Annotated in this window: 28 protein-coding genes and 1 tRNA gene; 13 read left to right on the top strand and 16 right to left on the bottom strand. The window is 58.3% G+C overall.

The window, feature by feature from the left end; all coding sequences use genetic code 11:
• Positions 1-42 precede the first annotated feature (42 nt).
• A tRNA-Gly gene (locus NPS46_RS03265) sits at positions 43-116 on the top strand.
• Positions 117-293: 177 nt separating this feature from the next.
• Here the strand turns inward: NPS46_RS03265 and NPS46_RS03270 are convergent.
• From NPS46_RS03270 to NPS46_RS03300, 7 genes are all read right to left on the bottom strand, one after another.
• Complete coding sequence (locus tag NPS46_RS03270) at positions 294-695, bottom strand: GtrA family protein (protein ID WP_274104951.1); 402 nt, start codon at positions 693-695, stop codon at positions 294-296.
• Positions 692-1,978 carry an NAD(P)/FAD-dependent oxidoreductase gene (locus NPS46_RS03275; RefSeq protein ID WP_274104952.1) on the bottom strand — a complete coding sequence of 429 codons (1,287 nt, stop codon included), beginning with the start codon at positions 1,976-1,978 and terminating at the stop codon, positions 692-694. Before NPS46_RS03275 ends, NPS46_RS03270 begins: the two co-directional genes overlap by 4 nt.
• Before the next feature lie 2 nt (positions 1,979-1,980).
• Positions 1,981-2,910: an NAD-dependent epimerase/dehydratase family protein gene (locus NPS46_RS03280; protein ID WP_274104953.1), complete on the bottom strand. Its 930-nt coding sequence runs from the start codon at positions 2,908-2,910 to the stop codon at positions 1,981-1,983.
• A 15-nt stretch (positions 2,911-2,925) separates the two neighbouring features.
• Positions 2,926-4,353 carry a hypothetical protein gene (locus NPS46_RS03285; protein WP_274104954.1) on the bottom strand — a complete coding sequence of 476 codons (1,428 nt, stop codon included), beginning with the start codon at positions 4,351-4,353 and terminating at the stop codon, positions 2,926-2,928.
• Positions 4,354-4,470: 117 nt separating this feature from the next.
• Positions 4,471-5,211: an SDR family oxidoreductase gene (locus NPS46_RS03290; protein ID WP_274104955.1), complete on the bottom strand. Its 741-nt coding sequence runs from the start codon at positions 5,209-5,211 to the stop codon at positions 4,471-4,473.
• Entirely contained in the window at positions 5,208-6,521 is a 1,314-nt protein-coding gene (locus NPS46_RS03295) for an FAD-binding oxidoreductase (RefSeq protein WP_274104956.1), read from the bottom strand. Before NPS46_RS03295 ends, NPS46_RS03290 begins: the two co-directional genes overlap by 4 nt.
• The gene (locus tag NPS46_RS03300; protein WP_274104957.1) at positions 6,518-7,948 is read right to left on the bottom strand and encodes a UbiA family prenyltransferase; all 1,431 of its coding nucleotides are present in this window, start codon (positions 7,946-7,948) and stop codon (positions 6,518-6,520) included. Before NPS46_RS03300 ends, NPS46_RS03295 begins: the two co-directional genes overlap by 4 nt.
• Before the next feature lie 383 nt (positions 7,949-8,331).
• Here NPS46_RS03300 and NPS46_RS03305 point away from each other — a divergent pair, with 383 nt between their 5' ends.
• From NPS46_RS03305 to NPS46_RS03350, 10 genes are all read left to right on the top strand, one after another.
• Complete coding sequence (locus NPS46_RS03305; RefSeq protein WP_274104958.1) at positions 8,332-9,534, top strand: pyridoxal phosphate-dependent aminotransferase; 1,203 nt, start codon at positions 8,332-8,334, stop codon at positions 9,532-9,534.
• Positions 9,535-9,594: 60 nt separating this feature from the next.
• Positions 9,595-10,494 carry a transporter substrate-binding domain-containing protein gene (locus NPS46_RS03310; protein ID WP_274104959.1) on the top strand — a complete coding sequence of 300 codons (900 nt, stop codon included), beginning with the start codon at positions 9,595-9,597 and terminating at the stop codon, positions 10,492-10,494.
• Positions 10,495-10,560: 66 nt separating this feature from the next.
• Complete coding sequence (locus NPS46_RS03315; protein ID WP_274104960.1) at positions 10,561-11,289, top strand: amino acid ABC transporter permease; 729 nt, start codon at positions 10,561-10,563, stop codon at positions 11,287-11,289.
• 3 nt (positions 11,290-11,292) lie between these two features.
• Positions 11,293-11,979, top strand: coding sequence for an amino acid ABC transporter permease (locus tag NPS46_RS03320; protein WP_274104961.1), 687 nt, complete (start codon positions 11,293-11,295; stop codon positions 11,977-11,979).
• A complete protein-coding gene (locus NPS46_RS03325; RefSeq protein WP_274104962.1) occupies positions 11,976-12,704 on the top strand; it encodes an amino acid ABC transporter ATP-binding protein in 729 nt (242 codons plus the stop codon). Before NPS46_RS03320 ends, NPS46_RS03325 begins: the two co-directional genes overlap by 4 nt.
• Before the next feature lie 252 nt (positions 12,705-12,956).
• Entirely contained in the window at positions 12,957-13,418 is a 462-nt protein-coding gene (locus NPS46_RS03330; protein ID WP_274104963.1) for a type IV pilin protein, read from the top strand.
• Positions 13,415-13,882 (top strand): pilus assembly FimT family protein, encoded by a 468-nt coding sequence (locus NPS46_RS03335; protein WP_274104964.1) that lies wholly within the window; start codon positions 13,415-13,417, stop codon positions 13,880-13,882. The genes NPS46_RS03330 and NPS46_RS03335 overlap by 4 nt, the downstream gene beginning before the upstream one ends.
• The gene (locus tag NPS46_RS03340) at positions 13,866-14,300 is read left to right on the top strand and encodes a hypothetical protein (protein WP_274104965.1); all 435 of its coding nucleotides are present in this window, start codon (positions 13,866-13,868) and stop codon (positions 14,298-14,300) included. Before NPS46_RS03335 ends, NPS46_RS03340 begins: the two co-directional genes overlap by 17 nt.
• Positions 14,297-15,043 carry a PilW family protein gene (locus NPS46_RS03345; protein ID WP_274104966.1) on the top strand — a complete coding sequence of 249 codons (747 nt, stop codon included), beginning with the start codon at positions 14,297-14,299 and terminating at the stop codon, positions 15,041-15,043. The genes NPS46_RS03340 and NPS46_RS03345 overlap by 4 nt, the downstream gene beginning before the upstream one ends.
• Before the next feature lie 23 nt (positions 15,044-15,066).
• Positions 15,067-17,211 carry a hypothetical protein gene (locus NPS46_RS03350; protein ID WP_274104967.1) on the top strand — a complete coding sequence of 715 codons (2,145 nt, stop codon included), beginning with the start codon at positions 15,067-15,069 and terminating at the stop codon, positions 17,209-17,211.
• 12 nt (positions 17,212-17,223) lie between these two features.
• On the opposite strand, the gene NPS46_RS03355 is transcribed toward NPS46_RS03350, so the two are convergent.
• From NPS46_RS03355 to NPS46_RS03395, 9 genes are all read right to left on the bottom strand, one after another.
• Positions 17,224-18,540 carry a GGDEF domain-containing protein gene (locus tag NPS46_RS03355; RefSeq protein WP_274104968.1) on the bottom strand — a complete coding sequence of 439 codons (1,317 nt, stop codon included), beginning with the start codon at positions 18,538-18,540 and terminating at the stop codon, positions 17,224-17,226.
• A 77-nt stretch (positions 18,541-18,617) separates the two neighbouring features.
• Positions 18,618-19,262, bottom strand: a complete 645-nt coding sequence (locus NPS46_RS03360; RefSeq protein WP_274104969.1) for a LysE family translocator — start codon at positions 19,260-19,262, stop codon at positions 18,618-18,620.
• A gap of 89 nt (positions 19,263-19,351) precedes the next feature.
• Entirely contained in the window at positions 19,352-19,657 is a 306-nt protein-coding gene (locus NPS46_RS03365) for a ribbon-helix-helix domain-containing protein (RefSeq protein ID WP_274104970.1), read from the bottom strand.
• Between the two features lie 12 nt (positions 19,658-19,669).
• Positions 19,670-20,251, bottom strand: coding sequence for a DJ-1/PfpI family protein (locus NPS46_RS03370; protein WP_274104971.1), 582 nt, complete (start codon positions 20,249-20,251; stop codon positions 19,670-19,672).
• Between the two features lie 104 nt (positions 20,252-20,355).
• Positions 20,356-21,513, bottom strand: a complete 1,158-nt coding sequence (locus NPS46_RS03375) for a phospholipase D-like domain-containing protein (protein ID WP_274104972.1) — start codon at positions 21,511-21,513, stop codon at positions 20,356-20,358.
• 2 nt (positions 21,514-21,515) lie between these two features.
• Complete coding sequence (locus NPS46_RS03380) at positions 21,516-22,097, bottom strand: YceI family protein (RefSeq protein WP_274104973.1); 582 nt, start codon at positions 22,095-22,097, stop codon at positions 21,516-21,518.
• 294 nt (positions 22,098-22,391) lie between these two features.
• The gene (locus NPS46_RS03385; RefSeq protein ID WP_274104974.1) at positions 22,392-22,721 is read right to left on the bottom strand and encodes an amidase; all 330 of its coding nucleotides are present in this window, start codon (positions 22,719-22,721) and stop codon (positions 22,392-22,394) included.
• Entirely contained in the window at positions 22,718-23,815 is a 1,098-nt protein-coding gene (locus tag NPS46_RS03390; RefSeq protein ID WP_274104975.1) for a serine hydrolase domain-containing protein, read from the bottom strand. The genes NPS46_RS03385 and NPS46_RS03390 overlap by 4 nt, the downstream gene beginning before the upstream one ends.
• 60 nt (positions 23,816-23,875) lie before the next feature.
• On the bottom strand, positions 23,876-24,754 hold the full coding sequence (locus tag NPS46_RS03395; protein WP_274104976.1) for an acyl-CoA dehydrogenase family protein: 879 nt from the start codon (positions 24,752-24,754) through the stop codon (positions 23,876-23,878).
• Positions 24,755-24,896: 142 nt separating this feature from the next.
• On the opposite strand from NPS46_RS03395, the gene olsB reads away from it, so the two are divergent.
• The gene (gene olsB, locus NPS46_RS03400) at positions 24,897-25,652 is read left to right on the top strand and encodes an L-ornithine N(alpha)-acyltransferase (protein ID WP_274104977.1); all 756 of its coding nucleotides are present in this window, start codon (positions 24,897-24,899) and stop codon (positions 25,650-25,652) included.
• Entirely contained in the window at positions 25,652-26,428 is a 777-nt protein-coding gene (locus NPS46_RS03405) for a lysophospholipid acyltransferase family protein (protein WP_274104978.1), read from the top strand. Before olsB ends, NPS46_RS03405 begins: the two co-directional genes overlap by 1 nt.
• Positions 26,429-26,432 lie beyond the last annotated feature (4 nt).

Here is a 26,432-nt window from a genome sequence, read left to right on the forward strand (position 1 = left end):
TCAAATTCGGCGGCGCTTCTGGTACAAAGTCAACCGCTCTGAGCGGGTGTCGTATAATGGTATTACTCCAGCTTCCCAAGCTGATTACGCGGGTTCGATTCCCGCCACCCGCTCCACTTCGCGACTCTTCCCAAAAACTTTGAATCCCTTCCAAGCATTCGCTATCAGGCTATTTTCGCCTCGGATGACTGCGCTCGTGGAACACTACGCAGCGACCCAATCTCAATAGCCTAGAAGCAGATACGCATGATTTCGCGCCACGACTGAAGGGATCTTCCTTGATCCACTCGGCGTCAGCGAAACGACCAACGCTTGTGCCCGATATAGCTGGTAAAAACCGGCACGGCCACGCCCACGGCATGGGCGATTTCCGGCGCAAACAAGGTCACACCCAACATGGGCAAAACGTAGTAGAGCAAGCCCATGCTGATAGCCCAGGTTTGCAAGACCGCCACGGCATTGACCAGAACAAAGAACATCATCGAATGATGAAGCGATTGCTGGCTGTCTTTAAATACGAAGATTCGCGCCAGGACAAATGCGGTGAACATACCCGTCAGGTAAGCCAGGATGACGGCCGTGGAAAAATCCATCCAGTTGCTATAGATAATCCTCGAACCAAAGTTAACCGCTGCTGCCGTTCCGCCCGTCAACAAGAACACCAGAAATTGTCTGGACATGAATTGCTTGATCAACGGACTGCCGCCTTAGCCATTTCCCGACCAAAACCTATACTCTCGGAAATGCCTCGATCTTCGGGGTAATAGTAGGACGTGTCCGCAACCCAAAGACCTTGAACAGGCAACGCTACAGGCGGAAGGCGATCCAGGTATCCGGGCTCGCAAATTGGCTGAGCATAGCGATAGCGACTGGCACGCAGCTCGATGAAATCCTCATCGCCCAGGTCAGGGTTGATCTTCTTCAGATAAGTTCTGACCTTGTCCAGAAACGCCTGATCAGGCTCTGCAAACAGCGGGTGTTCACCAGGAACATAAAACGGCACGTAGACAATGTGCTGATCCAGCGGGCGTAGATTGCTGTATTCAACCAATCCCGGGATATCCATCTCGGGATCATTGGTATTGAGCCAGAAATTCTCGGTCACCCGCTTGCGCAGCTTGGCGATGACGCAAACGACGGCAATATTTTTGACGGATTCGAAACGAGCCAGTACGGGTGCTGGAAGATCCGGCATCAAACGCGGGACATAGGGCAGCGGAATGGTGCTGATCACCTTGTCGAAGGTTTCAAGCTGCCCCGCGACCTCTATCCCCTTGACCTGCCCACCAGCGATAACGACGCGGCTGACCGGGGTACCCAGGCGAACCTCGCCACCATGGGCCTCGATATCGGCCTTCATCGCCTTCAGCAGCGTGTCAGAGCCCCCTTCCAGGTAGCCGAGTTTCTCTTTGAAGAGACTGTAGCGAGAACGACCAATCCGCCGGATTCGGCTCCAGATCCAGGCCGCGGACAGGTTATTGCTGTATTCATAAAACTTATAGTCGAACAAGCGTCGCCAAAGCACTTCCCACGCCTGCGGCCCTACCCAACGACGGATCCAGGTAGCCGCATCAACATTATCCAGGGGCTTCCAGTCATTTCGCTTGGTGCACAGAAAAGCATGCAGGCCATAACGGATCTTGCTAAGCAGGCTAAGGCCCCGAAACTTCAAAAGCGCCACAGGATTGCCCCAGGGCTGCAATTGCCCCTGGTACCAGTAACCCATCTTGGTTTCTACCCAACGCATCTGATCGGCTAACCCCAGCTCGCCCAGGACACCAAGAAACGCATGATCGGAAATACAGTGAAAATGATAGTAACGCTCGATACTCAGCCCGGAAAAATCGAACGATGCCGTCATGCCACCCACACGATCATCGGCTTCGAAGAGCACCGGAAAGTGCCCGTCGCGTGTCAATTGATAGGCCACCGCCAAGCCCATGGGACCGGCTCCCAGCACTGCAATCCGCTGCCCCATGTTCAAAACTCCAGAATGACTTTGCTGTACGTCGGGTGAGTGAAAGTTTCTTCAATCGCCTGCGAAAAAGGGGTGTAAGGCACATCAAAAATCCCGGGCCAATCAATGACTTCAAATTCATCCTTGGCACTCAAGGCCGCAAGCTGCTGAGTCGTAAAAGGTGGATTCTTGTCGAACAAAGCCCAGAGCCAGATCAGCCCGTAAAACAGCTTATAGGGTATGCACAACACCAGTGCACGGGCACCCGTCACACGTTTGATATCACGAATAATATCGATGTAATCTACTTTTTCATGGCCCGAGATATTAAAAATCCCTGTATCGACTCGCCCTTCGATACAGCGAATGATGACATTGCAGAAATCCCCGACATACAACGGCTGCCGCATATATCGCCCATCACCTGGAATGGGAAAAACCGGAACTTTTTTCATAAACCGTGACAGCCAACCGAGGTGTTTTCTGTCGAACCAGCCGAACATCAGGGTTGGTCGCAAAATCGGGCAGGCGATGCCGCTTTCCAATACCATTTTTTCCTGATCTTTTTTCGTCGTCGTATAAAAATCTTCGGCAACCGATTCTACGACAGAGGAACTGATATGGACGAGGCGCGGTATGTTATTCGCCTTTATCGAGTCCAGAATATGGCGTGTTGAATCGAGGTTATTACGGACAAATTCCTGGTAATCATTTCCGCCAATCTGAGCCTGAAGCATGACGACGGCATCTGCGCCCACAAAGCGCTGTTGCCAATCACCGGGCTCCGCCAGGTCGGCATACTCAACGCAGATCGTTGGCTGCGTGCGCTTGAGCACTTCAATATTTTCGCGATGCTTGTCTAGAACGATCAGGTCAGTAAAGCCTTTTTCTCTCAGGCGGACTACAAGATTCTGCCCTACTAATCCTGCGCCACCCGCCAAAATAATTTTCATACCTAACCACTTCTATTAATTTTTAATTTTGATGAGCGAGAACGTTCTACCCAAAAAGCGCGGCCCAGCATGGGTAACTGCAATAGCATTAACGGCAGCCCCTGGAACGACCAAGTAGGACTTATCGTGTGACGAATACTCGAAGAATGCATTACCGACACTGGGCCCAATAGCCCCCGGATTGGTTTCCTGGACAAGCCCTTTCGCTTCGATCACTTCAAGCATCTCCACTGACGCCGTACCAGCCGACCATTTATTAATTTCAATAAATGCATTGGCCAAGACGAACAAGATCAACGTCGAACTCAGCACCCATCTCTCTTTCAAGATATCGCGAGGCAGGATCATCACGAAGAAAGGCAGGACAAAGAGCAAATAGCGTTGTGCAGGACGAGAGATGGAAAGCGCTAAAATAACAAACAGCATGCTCAAACCGACAATCACACGCACCCGGGCGACCCGCTCACTCTCACGACCTTTAAAGAAAACAAGCACCCAGCCAAGCACGAACAATAGGGAGAACCCTACCACTCTGAATTTTTCACTCACATAAGTATCCAGAGGCCCCAGATTCAACTCACCGGTCTCATGAAAAAACAGCCAACCCAAAACCGCCATTCCCGATAGCAGCACCACTAGCAGTTTCCATTGCCCCATCATTTCACGCCATAAAGCACGAGAAAGCAGTAATGCCGGTGCCGCCAACATCACCAAAAACCCAAAATACAAGACAAAATTATTAAGCACATTGGATAATTTTATATTGTGAACTGCTTTATATTTTTCTGGAGCCAACCAAAACCCAAATACCTCATGAACCTTGAACAAATAGAACGATAAAATCAGCAACGACACAAGCGTAGCAATCAATAACTTCTTAAAAGCGAGACTAAAACTTTCCTTATAAACCAACAACCCCGCCAGCAAAGGCAACAAACATAAAACGTGATACTTAAGAACAGCAGCAAGACCGAGGAACGCACCAGCCAGTAGAGACCTTGAAATTACTCGCTCCTTTCCCAGCGCCATGGAAATAGCAAAAAACCCTAGTGCTGCGGGCATAAAATCTGCTGTGGCTCGCCCAGAAAAGGCCCAAACCAGAGGATTTAACACAATCAATGCAACAATAGCCAAGAAAGAATGTATGCCTATATAGCGGTTGACCCTATACACCCCAACAAGCAAAAGCGGAATACCTAAAACACTGATCATCCGCATCAAAAACAACATGTCGACGCTTGGAAGCAATATCGATACACAATGCGCCAAGTAGGACATTCCGAGCGTATTGGCCTGATAGGAAAAATACTGATCAATCAACAATTCATTAGGGCGCCCAAAATATTCGGCCGCACCGACAAATGCAAACTCCAGGTTGACCGGTGGAGACAATGCCAGGGCGGCCTGAACCACAACAAACACCAATGAAACCAGAATGATCACATACTTATCACGCCGCAGACATCCTAGAGACTGCACACCCTGTCCCAAAGAAGAATACATAAATCAAACTCACCAATAAAAATAGAAAATGGTCTATACAGAAGCAAAAACGACTCGTTACAGGTTTAGCCTTTTAAACACAGCACTTGGAATGCTTTTTATCACCATCATTATCAACTTCCAAAAACCCGGCACGTACAAAGTATCGACATTACGCTCAACCGCTCGAACAATTTTCTTCGCAACATCTTCAGGCTGTGCTAACAGTGCCGCAGGCAGTGAAAGGCCTTGAGTCATAGGCGTATCGACGAAGCCCGGCTTGATCGTCAGCACCTGAACACCCACCTTGAACAATCGAGCTCGCAGGCCCTCGCAAAAAGTCGAGACGGTAGCTTTTGCCGCACCGTACACATAGTTTGAGGGCCGACCACGATCTCCAGCTACCGACGAAATGACCGCCAACTTGCCGCAACGCTGGGTTTCAAACTGATTAGCCAATAGGGTCAGCAGCGCAATGACGCTAAGCCCATTGGTGGTGAACTCTTCCAACATATTGCTGACATCTTGCTCGCAGGCTTTCTGATCCGGCAAAGTGCCATGAGCCACAAGGGCAACATCAATTTGCCCCAATGCTTCCAGGCAAGCAGTGAGCATCAATGGATGAGCAACAAACTGCGTCGCATCCATTGCGTACAACGTCACGTTTTTTGCACCCCGTGCACGCAGATCGGCGGCGGACAGTTCCAGCTTTTCATGACTTCGCGCGACAAGAAAATACTCCGCGCCCTCAGCCGCCCAAAGACGAGCACACTCCGTTGCAATCGAAGAGGTTGCACCGATAATCAAGACTTTTTTCATGCTGTAACTCGTTTCCAAAAGCGGGACATTAGGGTCGGGTCGCGCAAAGCTTCTAATCGCTCCCATGCAGGGTAGCCCTGACGAAAATCGCTAGCGCTCATATGAGCATCCTTGGCAGGGTAAAGTCGGCCGCCTGCTGCTCGCACAATTTCATTCAACTTAAGAAACAGGGATGCCAAATCGGACGCCTGAGGGAAATCCAGCGCTAAAGAAGTACCTGCCAGCGGGAACGACAGTAGGCCTGGAGAGGCAATATCCCCACAGCGCTTGAGCACAGCCAGAAAAGAGCCTTGCCCGGACGTGGCAATAGTGCGAAGCAGCTCATCTATCGCCTCCTGCGCCACACCTTCAGGAATAACGCATTGATACTGCTGGAACCCCTTGCGCCCATAGATACGATTCCAATGAAGAATGCGATCCAAGGGATAAAAGAAGGGCTCGTAACTTATACGGTTGACCCGGGGCTGAACAGGCTGCTTTCGCCAATACACTTCATTGAAAACGCGTAGCGATAAGTTGTTGATCAATGAAATGGGCGGGGTCAACGGCACACGGAGCTTCATACGCGGCTCCTGCGCCAAGGATCCGTAGCGCGCGTGATCCCCTACAAAAAATACCCCACGCCCCGTCTGACTGCCTTTGGCCAGACAATCAATCCAGGCCACACTGTATTCGTGGAGTTGATCCAATTGCGCCGACAGTTCGAAGAACTCGCTCAGGCAATCAAATCGCACACTGGTGCCATCGATTTGGCTGGTGCTGATCGGAATCAACTGAATCTCGGCCCAGCAAATGACGCCTGTAAGCCCCAAGCCACCGATAGTCGCGGCATAGAGTTCGGAGTTCTCGACAGGCGAGCAAATCAGCGCTTGCTGACCGGCACGTTGCAAACCAAATTGGCGAACATGGTTACCGAAGGTCCCCCGCCGATGATGATTCTTGCCATGGACATCATTGGCAATCGCGCCGCCCAAAGTCGCGAACTGAGTCCCTGGAGTGACCGCCAGAAACCAGCCTTGCGGTATGGATATCGCCAATATTTCGGCCAGCGTGACACCCGCCTCGGCCACCAATACCCCCTGCTGCCAGTCGACACGGATAAATCGATCCAGTGTGTGCATATCCAGCACGTGGTCACTTTGCGCCATGCAACTATCACCGTAGCTGCGCCCGTTGCCGAAAGGCAGGGTACTGCCGTGGCCTCCCACTATGGAGTCCATAAGCTTGGGCACTTCGCTACGCCAGTGACAGGAATGCCCGGTTTGCGGCGTATTGGGATAACGTCCCCACGAATAGAGGGGCGAACTCATAGCGCCGCCCAGAAAACCAAGCCAAACAGAATACCAACCACTTGGCTCACCCGATCCCGGATGGCAAACACCACAGGGTCATCGTGCATCTGACCACGATGGGTCAGCATCCAGACACGCGTAATCCAGAAGAGTAACAAAGGGCAAGCCAACCAAATCAGTTGCGGGTGTGCGTACAGACTCGTAGTGCCCTGGTCGTGGATATACAGGGCCAGGACCATGACCGCCAGATAGCCGGACGACGCCCCTAGCGACGAAATCATTTCAAGATCGGATGGGTAGTAACCGCGCCCCCGGGTTTTCTCTTCCTTGCCTTTGTTCCTGGCCTCATTGAGCTCGGCATAACGTTTGACCAGTGCAAGACTGAGAAAGATGAACATGGAGAAAGCCAGCATCCAGAAGGTCAGTTCCAGACCGAATGCCGCCGCCCCAGCGATGATCCTCACGGTATACAGCATCGACAATGCGATAACGTCGACCGCCATTTGTCTTTTCAACGATAGCGAATAAGCCAGCGTCAACAGATAGTAGCCCACCAGTACTACAGCAAACTGCCAGGGCAACAGTGTTGCCGCTCCGACAAACGCAACCATCAAGAGCAACGGAAAGGCGATCAAGCCCGACCTGATCGAGAGCCGCCCCGAAGCGAAAGGACGAAAACGCTTGCTCGCATGATGTCGGTCATCGTCCAAGTCCAGTAGATCATTCAGCAGGTAGACACTGGAAGCACAAAGCCCGAACAGCAGAAAAGCCAAAATACCCTGCCAAAGCAGCCCGAAGTTAGTCAGTTGATGAGCCGCGAGCAGTGGCACGAAAATCAACAGGTTTTTCATCCACTGATGCAGGCGCAGGGCTTTCAACCAATCCTTGAGACCAGGTCGATTGGAGTCCATCACCTGCTCGACATTGCCCTGGGCTCTGGCACGTCGCTCGACGCCGGCTTCGGGATTGACGACATAGGCCTTGCGCGACGACTGCCAGACGCAGATGTCGTCCTTTGAGTTGCCAGCATAGTCATAGCCTCCCTCGCCATAACGCTCGACCAGCAGATCCCTTTTACGTTGGGCTGAAAGGTTGTTCTGCCCTTCGGTGGCCAGCACCAGATCAAAGAGCCTGAGGTGTTCGGCGACACGTTGCGCCAGTAAGTGATGGCTCGCAGTTGCCAATACCACCGTACGCCCGGTAAGCCGCTGGGCCTCGATCAACTCAATAACATCTGAGTCGTAGGGCAGGACACTGACATCGATATTTGTCTCATGGGCCAGCCCTTCCTTTAAAGCGGCTTTGCCATTTTTTAGCCACGCGAGCGTCTTGAACAAACGCAGGGGATGGCTGCGCACAAAAGCAACTCCCGTTTCCAGCAGCAAATCGGATCGCAACAGAGTGCCATCAAGGTCGACGACAAGAGGTGGAATAGAAGTAGTCACAAGAGCTCATCCATAAGGCCGGACCCAGCATAAAGGGTGCTGGACGCAGGTTTCGCGACATCAAAGCGAACCGTTGACTGACCTACACAAGTAAAAAACAGCGCAGAGGTTACCACGAGCCGTTGTCGACCAAAAATCACCCGAACAACCAGCGACCAATCAGGAAGACATCAGACAACTAAAAAAATCACCCACTTCGACCTACCCCCCTTTAAAACCGCCACCAACCAGTGAAATCAATCAAGATACCTATGAAGATTTTTTTACCCGATGCCTAATCTACAGATTGCAGAAGCGCTTTTTCTCATGTCATAGTACATCGTACAACAACATAGACATCTCGCCCTTGCCGCGGGACAGTCCACAGAAGACGGGCCTTTTCCATGAGTTTTGAGAGCAAACGCGTACAACGAATCTCTTCCTCTCCGAGCATGGTCATCTCCATGCTGGCCAAGGACCTGGCCAGCCAGGGCCGCGATATCGTCGACATGAGCCTGGGCGAGCCGGATTTCGATACCCCCGCGCACATCATCGAAGCCGCCTACAAAGCCATGCGCGAAGGTCACACCCGTTATACACCGCCACAGGGCACTCTGGCCCTGCGCCAGGCCATCGTGCGCAAATTCCAGCGCGAGAATGACCTGCATTACAGCGTCGATGAAATCACCGTCGGCAACGGGGCCAAGCAAGTCATCTTCAATACCTTCATGGCCACCCTGGAAGAAGGCGATGAAGTCATCATTCCCGCCCCGTACTGGGTCTCCTACTCGGATATTGTCACGCTCAACGGCGGCACCGCGCGGGTCATTCCCTGTGGCCTGGAAGCCGGTTTCAAACTGAGCGCCGAAGCGTTCGAAGCGGCCATCACCGACAAGACCCGCTGGCTGGTGCTCAACTCGCCCTCCAATCCCAGCGGGGCCATCTACAGCGCCAGCGAGCTGCAGGCCCTGGGTCAGGTACTGGATAAACATCCGAACATCCTGGTGATGTCCGACGAGATCTATGAGCACGTCTTGCTCGCAGATCAGCCGTTCGTCTCCTTCGCCACGGCCTGCCCGCACCTGCGTGAGCGCACCCTGCTGATCAATGGTGTCGCCAAGGCCTATGCCATGACCGGCTGGCGGATCGGCTACGCCGCAGGCCCCAAGCAATTGATTGCCGCAATCAGCAAGATCCAGTCGCAGAACACCTCCGGTGCCAGCGCCATTTCCCAGGCCGCTTCATGCGAAGCACTGGATGGCCCACAGGATTTCGTCAGCCATTGCGCCGCCGAATACAGCGAACGCGGACGGCTGCTCGTCGATGGCCTGAGCCAAGTGCCCGGGCTGCGCCTGGCCGCACCGGCCGGGGCGTTCTATGCCTTCCCCCACTGTGCCGAACTACTGGGACGCCGCACACCCGATGGCCAGGTCCTGGCCGATGATGTGCAACTGTCCGCCTATCTGCTCAATAACGCAGGCGTTGCCGTGGTACCCGGCGTGGCATTCGGCTTGCCGGGATATTTCCGGCTGTCGTTCGCGACGTCCCGAGCCCAAATAACAAAAGCCGTGGCTCGTATTGGCGAGGCGATCAGCGCATTGCGCTGATCACCGCGCCGCCTTTCTTAAGTTGTGCAAAAGCTGCCATAAAAAATATCGGAGATAATGATGCTCGATCACACAAAAAAGCTGCTTGCCCTCCTCGTCGCCGGCTGCCTGAGCACTGGCGCCGTACACGCTGAAGAACTCACCGGCACCCTGAAAAAAATCAAGGAAACCGGCACCGTCGCCATCGGCTATCGCGATGCGTCCCTGCCCTTTTCCTACCTGAGCGATGCCCAGCAGCCCATCGGCTACAGCATCGACCTGTGCAAGAAGATCGTCGAGCGCATCAAAGTCAAACTCGACGAGCCCACACTCAAGACCGAGTTCGTCTCGGTCGTCGCCGCAACCCGTACGCCGCTGCTGATCAACGGCACCATCGACCTGGAGTGCGGCGTCACCACCAACACCGTCGAACGGCAAAAGCAGATTAACTTCCTGCTCACCAGCTATGTGGCCAGCGCCAAGTACGCGGTGAAAAAGACCGCAGGCATCGCCAGCACCGACGACCTCAAGGGCAAGGCCGTGGTCGTGATCACCGGCGGCAGCGGTGAGTGGATCACCAAGAACCTCAATCGCGACAAGAACCTTGGCCTGAAGATCCTCAATGCCAAGGACGGTGGCGAAGCCTTTCTGATGCTCGAAACCGGGCGCGCCGTGGCCTATATCAACGATGACGTGCAACTGATGGCGACCATCGCCCAGAGCCGGCGCCCGGATGACTACACCCTGCTGTCCGAACCGATGTCGGCCGAGCCCTACGCCATCGGCGTGCGCAAGAACGACCCGCAGTTCAAGACCTTTGCCGACGACGTACTGCGCACGCTGTACAGCAGCGGCGAAATCACACCCCAGTACCAACAATGGTTCGAGCAACCGATCCCGCCGAAAAATACCGTGATCAACCTGCCGATGAGCGAAGCGCTCAAAGAAGCCATCGCCCACCCGAACGACACCGGCGTCTGATCGCCTCCCGAACCATCCCGGAGCGGGCCCGGCCCGCTCTGTAGCCTTAAAAAAGTGGGTGTTTTGATGGATTACAACTGGAATTGGGGAGTGTTCTGGGAGTCCGCTCCAGGGGAATCCTCCTCATACCTCTACTGGCTGATCAGCGGCACCAGCTGGACCCTGGCGACGACCCTGGTCGCCTTCCTGCTGGCCTTCCTGATTGGCGGTCTGGTCGGCACCCTGCGTACCACCGATATCAAGCCCCTGGTGTGGCTGTGCAACCTCTATACCGAGGTGTTTCGCAATATCCCGCTGCTGGTGCAAATGTTTATCTGCTTCTTCGTCATACCGGAATTACTGCCCGTGGCCCTGGGCGACTACCTGAAACAGGACCTGCCTTACCCGTCGTTCTTCAGCGCCGTGGTAGCCCTGACTCTGTTCACCTCAGCCAAGTTGTCCGAACTGTTCAAGGCTGGCATCGAGTCGGTCGCCGGCGGCCAGAAAGGCGCAGCCCAGGCCCTGGGCATGCGCCCGGCCCAGACCTACTTCCATGTCCTGCTGCCCCAGGCGATTCGCGTGGTCTTCCCGCCATTGACCTCCGAAGCGCTGAACACCCTGAAGAACTCCTCCGTGGCCCTGACCATCGGCCTGATGGAACTGACGGCCCAGGCACGCAACGTCAGCGAGTACTCCTTCAATACCTTCGAGGCCTTTACCGCCGCCACGCTGATTTACGTGGTCATTTCCCTGTTGGTGACCTTTGTCATGGGCCGCATCGAGCGCTCCCTGGTCATTCGCGGCGCAACGAGGTAAGTCATGTTCGATTTAGATCCAAGTGTCATCGTCCGCGCCTTTCCGGCGCTCTGGGCGGGCCTCAAGTTCACCCTGCTGCTGACCTTGGTCGCCATGTCGGTGGGCATCGTCGCAGGCACCGGGCTGGCCCTGATGCGCCTGTCGTCAAGCAAGCTGCTCAGGAGCATCGCCCTGACCTATGTCACGGTGATGCGCAGCATCCCTCTGGTGCTGGTCATTTTCTGGTTCTACTTCCTGATGCCCCTGCTCCTGCAGATGGCGTTCGCAACAGAACGTCCCGTGCAGATCGGTCCCGTGATCACCGCATTCGTCACGTTCTGCATGTTCGAAGCGGCGTACTACAGCGAGATCATTCGCGGTGGCATCCAGAGCATCGGTGGCGGTCAGCGCCAGGCCGCCGAGGCCCTTGGTCTGCGCCCGGCCCAGGCCATGTGGTACGTGGTCCTGCCCCAGGCGCTGCGGCGCATGGTCCCGCTGCTGCTGACCCAGACCATCATCCTCTTCCAGGACACCTCGCTGGTATACGTCCTGGCCATTTCCGACTTCACCGGGGCAGCCAGCAAATTTGCCCAACGTGACGGCCGCCTGGTCGAACTCTATCTGTTCGTCGCCGTCGTCTACCTGGTGATCTGCTACTTGCTCTCGCAACTGGCCAAACGCTTGAAAAGAACCACGGGGAAAACCGCATGATCCAGATGAACAACCTGAGCAAATGGTACGGTGAGTTCCAGGTCCTGAAGAACTGCACCACTGAGCTCAACCGGGGCGAAGTCATGGTGGTGTGCGGCCCTTCCGGCTCCGGCAAAAGTACCCTGATCAAATGCGTCAACGGCCTGGAGCCGGTGCAGGAAGGCCGGATCACCATCGACGGCCAACCGGTCACCGGCAAGGGCGTCGACCTGCCGAAACTACGGGCCAGGGTCGGCATGGTGTTTCAGCACTTCGAACTGTTCCCGCACCTGACCATCACCGACAACCTGACCCTGGCGCAGATCAAGGTACTGGGCCGCGACCGTGATACCGCGACGACCAAGGCCCTCGCCCTGCTCGACCGTGTCGGCATGAAGGCCCATGCGCACAAGTTCCCGATCCAGTTGTCCGGTGGTCAACAACAGCGGGTCGCCATTGCCCGCGCACTGGCCATGGACCCGATTGCCATGCTGTTCGACGAACCGACCTCGGCCCTCGACCCGGAGATGGTCAACGAGGTGCTCGATGTCATGGTGCAGCTGGCCAGCGAGGGCATGACCATGATGTGCGTTACCCATGAAATGGGCTTTGCTCGCAAAGTGTCGGATCGCATCGTCTTTATGGACGGCGGAGAGATTATCGAGGACGTGACATCCGAAGAATTCTTCAACGCCCCACGCTCGGACCGCGCCCGCAGCTTCCTGTCCAAGATCCTTCAGCACTGACCCTAAGCCGATCGTCTGATCAGCAGCCTATTCGGTCTGGAAACAGGCCGAATAGCGCTAAAATACCCCGCCTGAAATTGCCAAACCGGCGCCAAAACGGCCGACCAACATTGATCCAGGGTCAATTTATGATCCAAATCAAGCACCTACAGAACCACTTCAACCGCAGGTGAGATCTGTCTCTAAAAACCGATAATTGCTGGCATAATAAGATCAATCATTTCTGATTAATTCTTTCGTTATAGGTTCTTCGTGACACACCTACAGTGCGAACGCAAACAGCGGGGCTTCACCTTGTTGGAGCTGATGATCAGCGTGGCCATTATTGGCATTCTCGCTGCCATTGCGATGCCGGCCTACGACAGCTACATCACCAAGAGCAAGCTCAAGGCGGCCCAAGCCGATCTGGTGGGCTTGAGCCTGAGCCTGGAAAACCTCTATCAAAAGCAATTGAGCTACCCGAGCGTGACGACCAGTAACACGGCCGACACCCAGTGCGTCGCCTACAACGGTACCAAGTCCTGCAGCACCAGCAGTTGGAAACCCAGCCAGTCGGCAGACTTCAACTACAGCATCACCAACGCCCAGGCCAAGAGCTACCAACTCCAGGCTGCGGGCACTACGGGCAAGGTCAATGGCTGCACGATTGTCCTGACCTCGGACAACACCCGCAGCATCTCCAACTGCCCGGGATTCAATGGCGGCTGGCAGTGAAACGCAGCCGTGGCTTCAGCCTGATCGAACTGATGATCACCCTTGCAGTGCTCGGTATCCTGCTCGCGGTTGGCGTACCGCTGACCCGAGCCTGGAGCGACAGTGCCTACCAGCGTGAAGCGGCAGGATTGCTCCAGCAAGGGATCAGCCGGGCGAAAGCCACGGCACTGCGTAATGAAGGCGGCGTGCAGAATGCTGCACCGGCCGCGGTTTTGTGCTTATCCCAGCAAAACCTCAAGCTGCTCAAGCTGGACAAAGGCCAAAGCATCGACTGTAGCGTCACAAGCAACATCCTGTGGTCCGCCGTTGTACCGAGTGCCGCCGCGATCAAGGCACAGGGCAACAATTTTACCTGCGTCGCCTTTGACAATCGCGGGCTGGTTGCCGAAGGCACGGCCTGCTCGACCACAACCCTGCAAGTACTGGCAGGTGATGAGAGTGCATTCGATGTCCCGCTCATATAGTGCAGGCCCACGTCGCCAGCGTGGCGATATCCTGATGGAATCGTTGATCGGTGTGGTACTGATGTCCGTTATCGGCCTGGGGGTGACCTACACCACATCCCGTGTGCTGGTCAGCCAGCGCGATATGAATGTGCAGAACCTGACCGTGACACAGATGCGCAACTTGTTGCAGCAGTACGGCACCTCACTGTGCAGCGGCCAGGCGAACAGCGCCAAGGCTGTCCTGAACCTGCCCACGGCGCTTGCCGATTCCCCCCTCAACCTGGACGTCACGTGTTCGGCTGCCCCGACCGTCGTCGTCCAGGGCGTGACGGTCGACCCGACCAAGACACTCGCCCTCAAGAACGTTGTACTGAGTACCCAGGAAACCAATCGCACCCTATTCGGCGGCATCATCAAGGTCGGGGACCAGACATGACCGACCGTCAACGCGGTTTTACACTGATCAGCCTGATGGTCGGCACCGTTATCTCCATGGTTGGCATCCTGGCCCTGATGTTTCTCTACAAGGACATGGTCCAGACATCGGTGGCAGCATTAGGCAACGCCAAACAAGATGGACAGATTGCCAGTGCGCAGCTAACCATACTCAAGGAGTTACAGACAGCCGGGTTTGGAGTGGTCGACGCCAAGGCCAGCGGCGATGATACCGCTGACCGAAGTATTCTGTTGCTCTCCGGTGCATCTCTGGGTAACGGCAACACCCTAGGCGGATCGCTGGAAACTGTCCAAGTAATCCCGATGACCACCCTTACTGGCGACCGCGAAGGCAATGCTCTGATCTGGTCCTATTATGAGACAACGGGTGGAGTGCTGAAGTGTGCGGGACTGCTGGTCCAGCAAGATAGCCCTGGGGACCCCTTTCGCCTCTACCGACTGCAAAGCACGGGCAACTGCACGGAAAAACTCAGTTTCACCAGTATTACCTGGAGTAAAACCATGCTGATCGCCGAAGGCCAGACCGTGCCTAACGTGGGCGAAGCGAAGCTCTGGCCCTTCGCGGCGCGCCTTACCACGTGCTGGCCTTTTGGCAAACGCAGCGACAGCAACACGGCCGATTACCCGCAAATCAGCGTCAGGACCCGCGCCAGCACTATCGACAGCAGCGGTGAACCACTGATCACCAACACCACCGTCTGCCTGCCCAACTTTTCCAAGTAACCCTCCCACTGGGTAAATGTCCTATGCCGGCCACTTCCACACCGTTCTCCCTGGCGACCCGTGCAGCACAGCGCGGCATGGCGACCATCCTGATCATCGTCCTCGCCGGGCTGGCAATTACCGTCACCTCCATGGGCATGATGTACGGCATTCGCGGCGCCCAGGAACAACAGATGGCCAGCCATGCCAGCGTCCCCGCCGAATCCCTGGCCTGGAGCGGCGTGGAACTGGTGCGCCTGTATCTGGAAGGCAGCACGACCACTCCCGTAGCGTCGACCACCCTGAGCTTCAGCGGGATTAGCGGCCTTGAAGCAACTATCGTTGGCGTGCTCGACAAGCAGGTGACAGTCAATATCACTGCCACCGGCAACCTGGCCAAAACCACATTGCAAGCGGTGTACCTGCGCACTCCGGCCAAGACTACGACGGGGGACGGCAGTACCGGCAACACTGACCCGGCCCTGCAGTACAACGGCAACTTCAACTACTCGGGCGGCTCGCTTGCCGTGACCAATGGCACCGCCCTGGCCAATGTTTCGATCAACGGCACGCTGACCATCTCCAATGGCGCCAAGGCCTTGATCTCCGGCTGCGCCAAGGACGGTATCAACCTCAGTGGCGGTGGCGTCGCCGACAACGCGACCCTGTTGACCGAGGGCACCTTCACTCTCAGTTCCAGCAGCCCGCCAAACAACCTGACCGTGGGCGCAAAAAGCATCGTCATCTCCCAGGACGGCGGCTCCTATCTGACCATCAAGGCGGGCGCATACAAGGCCAATGTGCTTTCCGGCGCCAACGTAGTTGGCAGTGCCTTGGTCGGCGGCAAACGTAATGCAGACAACAGCATCACTCCACTGACCGACGGCACCCTCAAAGTGACGTTGAACGATAACTCCGTGTTTATCCTGGACCTCAGTAAAGCGACGCGCAGTGGCAACACGATCAATACCAGCACCGCGACCCGGGTCTCCGGCACGGGCACCCTCCCCGCCAATATTGCGCTGACCTACAACGCCATCTACGGAGGCGATGTGCAGTTCAAAACCGCCACCGTTGGCACCCTCTGGGGGCAGACCCTCGCGCTTAGCGGCTGGAGCGGCACCTATACCAATATGAAGGCCAATAGCGACGTCTCACTGATGACCGCCACCATTGGCCAGTTCCAGGGCGGCGGAAAGCTGACTGTGCAGCAATACAACCTGCCAACTTTCCAGAGCGCCAGCCAACTAGCCGGCGCGGTGTTCAAGTCCGACGGTTCGGCGCTGGGCAGCGCGATAAACAATCTCAGTACCGGCGTCACCACCGCCGCGCCCGGCCTGCCGGGGGTTCCCTACTGCGCCATCACTCTCAAAACCGTGGATGTCAGTACCCTGAAAGATCAGGCCAATTACGTTTTCTCGTTTGTAAACAACGTGCCAATGCTGACAATCCAGAACGTCAAGAAAGCCGATGGCACCCTGGTCCCGGCCGGCCCCTACAACCTGCAGACCCAAGATATGCGCACCCTGCTCGGCTCGACCTTTCTCACCTGCAGCTATGGCAACAACACCTGCGGCAAAGGCTTGACACCTTCTACCGGCTGGAACCTCAATGGCGTCACCGCCATGCCGCCGGGAGTGCTCTGGTTCGATGGCAATGTAGCCTTCGACGGGGTGCAATCCATAACCCGTCTGACCAACACGATCCTGTCGATGGGCTCGGTTAATCTGACCAGCAGCGGCCATGTTCCACTCTATGCACCCAATTTTTCGGGGGCGGCCAATCTGTGCGGCGGTGCGTTCTATCCCACCAACCTGTGCAACAAGACGGTTAGCCCACCCAAGCTGGTCGATTGGACCGATAACGCCGGCACCGTGCGCAGCGGGCTGCCTATCGGCAATATCGCCATCGAGGCCAACTCCAGCCTGAGTACCAGCGGCTGGGAGATTAATGGCAATGTGATTCTTGGCGGGACCATCGGCACGAGCGGCGCCACCAGTACGATCAGGGGCGGTGTATCCATGGGTGGTAACAACAGCAGCAACACCAGCATCAGCGCCGGCGGAATCGTGATCGATGTGTCGGGAGTCACCAACGATCAAGCCGTTACCGACGGAAAACCAAGCACGGGCGGGGAAACCACCACGACCGGCGCAACGGCCAGCCTGGTCTGGGTAAGACCGATCTGAGTCCGGGTTACCTTAGCTATCGATCACCGTCGCCCGCTGGGCGGCCCGGGCGATCTGACCTGCGCGCTTGACCTGGTACATCGCCGCATCGGCATGCCTGAACAGGTGCTGCTCATCCTCACCGTGCTCCGGATACAAGGCGATGCCAATACTGGGCACGATATGCAGGCCATGGCCTTCAAGCTGCATTGGCTGGCCCAGCGACCGATAAATCTTTTCGGCAACCCCTTCGGCCTGTTCGCACAGCTGCACGCTTTCGAGCAGCACCACAAATTCATCGCCACCAATGCGCGCGACCGTATCGGTTTCACGTACGCACTGCACCAGCCGCCGTGCGACCTCCTGCAGAAGCAGGTCGCCCACCGCGTGACCGCAGGTGTCGTTGATATGTTTGAACCGGTCCAGGTCGACATACAGCACCGATAGGCGCCCTTGTTCGCGCCGCACCCGCGCCAATGCCGTCTTGACCCGATCCCGTAGAAATTCGCGATTGGGCAAGCCGGTCAACGGGTCGTACTGCGCCATGAATTGCAGGCGCTCCAGCAACTGCTTGCGCTCGATGGCCGCCGCCACCTGGACGCACACATACTGCAGCAGTTCCTTGTCCTGCTCGGTGTAGCGCTCGCCAGTCGAACTTTTCAGGGCCAGCGCGCCAATCGTGCCCTTTTGCGAGGTCAGCGGCGCGCCAAGGCAGCAAACACCCTCAATCCCGGTCAGCAGCAATGGCTGGCCCCCCTGGATGATCCGGACACAGAAATCACCGAGGGACAGGCTGCGCGCCGCCGACCGATCATCGACGTGGTAGGGGAAACTCAGGGTGTCAGCCGCCTGGTCATACAACGCCACGGCAAAATTCAGCGCCGGCAGCCACTCCCCGATGATCTGCTGGACTCGCTGGAACAACGTCAGCAAATCCTCGCTGGTATGGGCCGCTTCGGAGATGGCGTAAAGCGCCGACTGCTTGGACGCCGCCCGCTTGTGCTCGGTGATATCGCGGGCCACGGCAATCCGCAGTTGATCGGCCTCGGACCAGCGCGCCGACCACATGATATGCACCACCTGGCCATCCTTGCGCACATAGCGGTTCTCGAAATTCGGCTTGGGCTCGCCCGCCATGATTTCATTGGCCGCCTTGAGCGTACGTTCGCGATCCGCCGGCAGAACCAGTTCGATCATCGGTCGGCCAATCAGCTCCTGAGGGCTGTACCCGAAGATCCGTTCGCAGGCGGCGCTGACAAAAACAAACCGCCCCTGCACATCGACCACACAAACGGCGTCGAGGAGAAGGTCGATAAAACCGGCCGGCACTACGTGATTTGTCGTTGGCATCTGGAGGAGACATCACTCGTCAGTGGAACTGCGGATCTCTATCCCTGGAATGCTCAACCCTGCGCTTCGTCCTGCGCTCAGCGACCTGTCCTGCCTGGCATCAATCCGGGCAACGCATGCAGCAGGGCGTTGACCGCAAAGCCGATGAACATTACCCCGCACAAGCGGGTAATCAACACCTCATGGCGCTGATAGACCGCACGCACCTGACGCGCGCCGACAATGCCGATGAGAATAGCGTAAGCCACCAGGCCGCCAAGGAAACTCAGCATGATCAACCAGGGCAGCATCGACCAGGTCAGCAACTCGGCACGGCTGGACAGCAACGCCGTAAAGGTCGCGACAGCCACCGGATAAGCTTTGGGGTTGGTCAGGCCAAACAGGATACCGTGCCAGAAAGGCTGGCGTGCCGGCCCGGGAGCTGCGGCGCCGGAGCCGCGCTTGACACGAATCGCCCGCAGCCCGAGCCAGAACAGGTAAAGGCCGCTGAGTACCCCCAGCACGTTGAAGGCGGTACTGCCGATTTCGCGGGCCCCGACAATCGCGATCAGCGCGGTGCTGCACCAGATCACATCGCCCAGCAGGTGACCGCACAGAAAGCCGGCCCCCGCACGGCGCCCGCGGGCAGCACCGATCCCGAAAACCGCCAAAACACCCGGTCCCGGGGTAATACCATAGATAAAACCGGAAGCCAGAACGGCCATGAGCAGCGCGGGAGTCATCGCAGGTTCCTGAAAAACACCGGGATCTGGCTGCGCAGTCTATCCCAGCCGGCGTGCAGCGCAATCGCCCACGCCGACTTTCAGCGGTGCTACTTCAGCACGGCGTGCACCAAGCTCAACGGCGCACCGCTGGAACGTCGCTGGCTGAGATAGCGCGTACAGGACACCCGCAGGAACGAGGCAAAGTTGACCACCTCTCCCCGATAATCCATCACTTCCTCATACAGCTTGGCGATCAACTGGTTGGTGGTCATGCCATCGACCGCCGCGATCTCACTGAGGATGTCCCAGAACTGGTTCTCCAGTCGCAACGTCGTGACCACCCCACAGATACGCAACGAGCGTGAACGCGATTCGTACAGGATCGGATCGGCTTTGACATAGAGTTCGCACATGGGACCGCCCTCTTACAACGTGATCCGGGTACCCAGCAGCCCGAGAAAACCGGCCAACCAGGCGGGATGCGCAGGCCATGCCGGCGCGGTCGCCAGGTTGCCCTGCACGTGAGCCTCTGTCACGGGCAGGTCGATAAAGGTCCCGCCCGCCAGGCGCACTTCCGGAGCGCAGGCCGGGTAGGCACTGCACTCGCGGCCTTCGAGGATACCCGCCGCCGCCAGCAACTGGGCGCCATGGCAGACTGCGGCGATGGGCTTGCCCGCCTGGTCGAACGCCTTCACCAGGGCCAGCACCTTGTCGTTCAGGCGCAAGTACTCCGGCGCACGACCGCCAGGCACCAGCAGCGCATCGTAGTCATGGGCCTCGACCTGGGCGAAGTCAAAGTTCAAGGCAAAGTTGTGCCCCGGTTTTTCGCTGTAGGTCTGGTCGCCCTCGAAATCATGGATTGCCGTGCGTACGCTCTGCCCGGCCGTCTTGCCGGGACAGACCGCATGCACCACATGACCGACCATCGACAGCGCCTGGAACGGCACCATCACCTCGTAGTCTTCGACGTAATCGCCAACCAGCATCAGGATCTTTTTCGCGGCCATGGTGCGTACTCCTCTGAAAGAACAGCCATCGGGCAGGTAAGAGTAGCCAAGGTAAACCGGCGGGCCAGCGGCGGGTAATAACCTGCTACTACAGGCTCGGTGATTTAACTGCGGCGGTTGAGCAGGTTGACCACCACACGGTCGACCCAGCCCCAGACGCGTTGTTTGACCCGCCGCCAGAGCGGTCGTGATTGCCAGGCCGCCAGGCTGACCGATTGGCTCTGGCTGAAATCACTGATAAAGCTGGTCTCGACGGCGGCAATCAGTGTTGGATCGATCGCCTCCAGATTCGCCTCAAGGTTGAAGCGCAGGTTCCAGTGGTCAAAGTTACAGGAACCGATACTGACCCAATCATCGATCAGGACCATCTTCAGATGCAGGAAACAGGGCTGGTACTCGTAGATCTGCACCCCGGCCCGCAGCAGACGTGGGTAATAGCGATGGCCGGCATACCGGACCGAGGGATGATCGGTTCGCGGCCCGGTCAACAGCAGCCGCACATCGACACCACGACTGGCGGCCCGGCGCAACGAACGCCGGACTTTCCAGGTGGGCAGGAAGTACGGGGTAGCCAGCCAGATACGTTGCTTGCCGCTGTTCAAGGCGCGCACCAGCGATTGCAGGATATCGCGGTGCTGACGCGCATCGGCGTAGGCCACGCGCCCCAGCCCGACGCCGGCCGGTGGCACCCTGGGCAGGCGCGGCAAGCCGAAATGCGCGACAGGCTTCCAAGCAGTGGGGTGTTCGTTGGCCAACCACTGACGGTCGAACAGCAACTGCCAATCGAGTACCAGCGGCCCACTGATTTCGACCATGACCTCATGCCAATCGCAGGTATTGGTCGGCGGCGACCAGAATTCATCGGTCACACCGGTTCCACCCACCACCGCCAGGCCTTGGTCGACCAACAGCAACTTGCGGTGATCACGGTAGAGATTGCGCAGCCCACGCCGCCAACGCAGGCGATTGTAGAAGCGCAATTGGACACCGGACTTGGTCAGCCGTCGCCGCAAGCCCAGCGTAAAGGCCAGGCTGCCATAATCATCGAACAGGCAGCGCACCTGGACCCCACGCTCACTGGCGCCAACCAATGCCTGGACCATCGCCTCGGCGCAGGCACCGGCTTCTACCAGGTACAGTTCCAGCTCGACCTGGCGCTCGGCGCGGGCAATGGCCACCAGCATGCGCGGGAAGAATTCGGGACCATCGATCAGCAGTTCAAAGCGATTGGCGCTGCGCCAGGGAAACACCGCGCCGCTCATGTTCAGCGCGCCGTGAAAATCAGCACCGCACCGACCGGCACCGACAGACCAATGGACGAAAGCCCGGCCATTTTGCGCAAGGCCTGCAGGCCCGGCACCAGGTCAAAGTCGGCGGCCTGCAGAACCAGCGGCTCAAGGGTCACAACCTGAAAACGCCGGTCATCCAGACGTGTTGCCAGCAATTGGGCGTTATAACTGTGCTCCTTGCCATGCAGGGCCACCACCAGCGGCAGACGCAACTCCAATTGCGCCCCCGGCGCCAGGTCATTGATGGGCCCCAGGTCGATTTGTGCATGAATCAAAGCTTCGGGAAATTGCTTGATCTCGAACAGATCATTACGCAAGCGCTCGTCACGCAACGGGATGCCGGTGCTGACCGACTCCAGTTCGACCTGCAGCTTGGCCACGCCCTTGCGATCGACCTTGCCATGCAGGACCAGGAAGCGCTGCACCTCGGCGATATCGGCATTTTTGGTGGTGACAAACGACAGTCTCGATGACTCGTTATCCAGGTACCAACTGGCCTGGGCCGGCCATGCCAACACCCCAAGCAACAGTAGAAAAAGGCAACGGGAAATGTGCATGCAAGCTCCTGATTGAACGTTGGCGCCACCTTAACCGGAGCGGGTTTGGCTGGCAAACAACGATCAATCCAGATCCTGCAGGATCTGGCCGATCGTCGCGCCAACACGGCTCAGATGCAGGTGTGCCCCCCCCGCCGCCGAGGTCAGGTCCCTGGGCCAATGCAAGGCCACGCTGCCCACTGCAGCGCCGTCGAGTCGAATCGGCAACGCCAGCGCACGGATCAGTAACGGCCACCGCGCCGCATACGCCCAAAGCCCCTCTGTACACGGGCCAAACCGTATTGCCGCCAGGCTTCAGGTGCCTGGCGATAAGTCCCGGGCGAGCAGGCGGCAGCCCTGTTGCGGTCCAAGCCAGGCAGCGGTACTGCGTTGCCCCAGGCCGGTCGCCGTTATCTGCCGTAGCGGCAGATCCTCATGTAACGCACTGAGGGGAATGTACTGTTTGACGTAAGCACGGCAGTATTGCCCGTCATGCCCCATCACATAGCGACACGAACAATACTCTTTGGCGCTGTAGGCACTGATGATCCGCGGGAAGGCCAACAGGGCTTGCCGCTCCTGCCAGAGCCAACCCAGCGCCAGTAGCAGTAGCATCAGCAGCCCGCCACAGCGCAGGGCCCTCATGGCTGCACCGGCGTTGCGAAGGCCGCCAGCACACGAGCGAGCAGTTCGTTATGACGATAGCTGCCATCGCGGTCATCGCCATAACGCACCACCACCAGCCCATCGCTCGGTAACACATACAGCGCCTGCCCCCAGTGGCCGAGTGCGGCGAACGTATCGGCGGGCGCTGCCGGCCAGGGCCGGGCACGGCCTTCAAGGGCCTGGTTAAGCCACCAATGGCCACCCGCGACCGCCTCGTCCTGACCCGCCCGATAGCCTTCGAATGGCTGGCGATTGAAGCGAACCCAGGCCGCCGGCAACACTTGCTGTTCGCGCCAGCGCCCGTCCCGCTGCATCAGCAGGCCGATACGAGCCAGGTCGCGGGCCGTCATGTAAGCATAGGAAGACGCCACGAAGATGCCTTGGCCATCGGTTTCCCAGACCGCACTGTCGATGCCCAGCGGCTCGAACAGTGCCGTCCATGGGTAACGGCCATAGGCGGGGGCACCGACCATACCCCGCAGGGTGGCGGCAAGCAGGTTGCTGTCGCCGCTGGAGTAACGAAATACCCGGCCCGGCGTACTGGCACGCGGCTTTGCGGCGGCGTATCCAGCCATATCCGTGGCCCCCAGGGTATAGAGCATCGCCACCACCGAGGAGTTGAGCGGCGCGTACTCATAATCTTCCTGCCAGTCCAAGCCCGAGGCCCAGTGCAGCAGGTCGGCCATGCTCACCTGCGGGTGGGCGGCCATCGGCGCATAGAAGCGCGCGGCGCGATCCTGCAATTGAAAACGGCCTTCGCCATAGGCAACCCCCAGGACCGTTGCCATCAGGCTCTTGCTGATCGACCAGGTCAGGTGAGGCGTGTCGGCTCGTGTAGGCGCAGCATAACGCTCATAAACCAGGCGACCATCCTTGATCACCAGCAAAGCATCGGTGCGCACGCCCTGGCGCGTTGCATCGTCCCGTGCAGAGAAGGCGTAGGCCTCCAGTGCCTCAAGCGCCGAGCCGCTGGCCACGCGGCCGGGCAGCCAATCTGCGCCCGGCCAGACTTCGGCAGCCAGTGCCCGGCTCGACAACAAACAACACAGCAACAGCAGCAGACGCTTGGGCATGGCGCAGGCTCGACGACAAACGATCCGTCAGCCTAACCAGGCTAAATGACAGTTTTGAAACTACGGCTCGGCCAACGCCATGGCCAGGCGCTTGGCCCGTGCGCTCGCACCAATATCCAGCACGCCCTTGTCCCGCGCCCACAGCATGGCCCACGGTGCCGGCCCATGCGCGAGCGCTTCATCCAGGTCCGGCGCCAGCGCCTCGAACTGCGCAAACAGCGCGCCCAGCAGCACATGCCCGGTGCGCGCCACCGGGCTGTGCCGACTGACCTCGGCACAACCGGCCAGTACCCCGAGCAGGCGTAACTGCAGGGACTGCGGCCAGTTGCAGTCCTGGCCCACGCCATACAGCCAGGCCAGCATGGCGCTCAACACATACGTGTCTTCAAGCGTGCGGAATGGTTTGACATAGGCATCCCAGCCGTCCCCGGCCAGGCGCTCGCACAGGGCATTGTCGAAGGACACGCGGGCATGACCGATATCCGGCATCAAGGCGATGGCGGGCAGCGCCTGCAAGCTGACGCCCGGCTCACCGGGATAGACGATCACCAGACTCAGGGCGGGCGCGTCCCCCGGTGCCTCGCTTCGGGCGGCGACCAACAGCCAGTCGGCCGCGTAACCGGCGGTCACGAAGTCCTTGCGCCCGTTCAAGCGCAGTTCGTCGACCCGGGTCTGCATATCCGCGACCCGCAGGCCGCCACGCTCGGTCGCGCACAAGGCGCCCAGGCTGGCGGGTGCGCTGGGCCATAGCGCGCGCAGAGCCGCCTGGTAACCGATCAGAAACGCCAGGCCCGGCGTCGCCATCAGGCGCGCGCCGCGCACCGCCAGTTCAAAGGGCGTCACTGGGCCCAGGTCCCGCAGGAGTTCGGCATAGCCTTCACCCAGGTCGGCATGGACAGGTTGGCGGGTACGGCTATCGAGCAGGGCTTGCCATGGCATGGGGCGGTTCCTCGCGGGCTGTCATCTAAGCATCACCAAAGCTTCATGGCGGTGACACCGGGGCTACATAGCCTGACTTTGCACAACAAAGTCGATAGGCCGCAACCCAAGACTGGCAGCGCGGCCCGCACGGAGAGTCAACATGACCCAGATCGCCCGCATCAGCGACACCGGCAGTGAACGCCGCCTGCAAGCCGAACGCCTGGTCGGTGCCGAGGCCCTCCAGCAAGCTCAGGCCTTGCGCTTCAGTGTCTTTAGCGGCGAGTTCAACGCCAAGCTCAAAGGCGCCGAGCTGGGCCTGGATATGGACGACTACGATGTGCACTGCAGCCATATCGGCGTGCGCGACCTTAATAGCGGCCGCTTGGTGGCGACCACGCGCCTGCTCGACCACCAGGCCGCCAGCAGCCTGGGGCGCTTTTACAGTGAAGAAGAATTCAGCCTGCACGGCCTGCCTGCCCTGCAGGGGCCGATTCTGGAAATCGGCCGGACCTGTGTCGACCCGGCCTATCGCAACGGCGGCACCATTGCAGTGCTCTGGGGCGAACTGGCGGAAGTCCTGAACCAGGGCCACTATCGCTACCTGATGGGCTGCGCCAGTATCCCGATGCAGGATGGCGGCATTCAGGCGCACGCCATCATGCAGCGGCTGCGCGAGCGCTACCTGTGCACCGAGCACCTGCGGGCCGAGCCGAAAAAGCCCCTGCCAGCACTCGATATCCCCGCCAACGTCATCGCCGAAATGCCCCCCCTGCTCAAGGCCTATATGCGCCTGGGAGCGAAGATCTGTGGCGAGCCCTGCTGGGACGAAGACTTCCAGGTCGCCGACGTCTTTATCCTGCTCAAGCGCGATGAACTGTGCCCACGCTATGCCCGGCACTTCAAGGCGGCGGTCTGATGAGTCGCCTGCGCGTCTATGCACGGGTAGCGCGAGTGCTGGCGGTGGTGGGCCTGGGTCTGGGCATGGCCAGTCTGTTCGGTCTGCTCGAACGCCTGGGAGCCGTGAACTCCATGGTCCGGCGCCAGCGCTGGTCGCGATTTTTCATGGCACGATTGAGCGCCGCCCTGCCCTTTCGTGTCACGGTTCATGGCCAGATGCCAGGGGACGCGATGCTCTGGGTCAGCAACCATGTGTCCTGGACCGATATCCCCCTGCTCGGCAGGCTGGCGCCGCTGTCCTTTTTATCCAAGGCCGAGGTCCGCACCTGGCCCGTGGCCGGCTGGCTCGCCGCCAAGGCCGGCAGCCTGTTTATCCGCCGCGGCGCGGGTGACAGCCAATTGATTCGCAAGCAGATGACCCGGCACCTGCAACAACAGCATGCGCTGCTGATGTTTCCGGAAGGCACCACCACCGATGGCCAATCCCTGCGCACCTTCCATGGCCGGTTACTGGCCAGTGCCATCGATGCGGGCGTCGCCTTGCAACCGGTAGCGATTCGCTACCTGCGCAACGGTCAACCCGATACGCTGGCCCCGTTTATCGGTGACGATGATCTGCTTTCACACCTGATGCGCCTGTTCGCCAATGATCAGGGCGATGTGCACATCCACCTGCTCCAACCCATTCCCTGCCAGGGCCGCGAACGCGCAGCGCTAGCCTTCGAAGCCCAGCGGGCCATCGCAACCGCCTTGTTTGGCGAGCAGCCGGACGCTGTCCAGCGTCGCGCGGCATAACCAG

This window comes from Pseudomonas putida, from assembly GCF_028682395.1.
GTDB classification, from domain to species: domain Bacteria; phylum Pseudomonadota; class Gammaproteobacteria; order Pseudomonadales; family Pseudomonadaceae; genus Aquipseudomonas; species Aquipseudomonas putida_AB.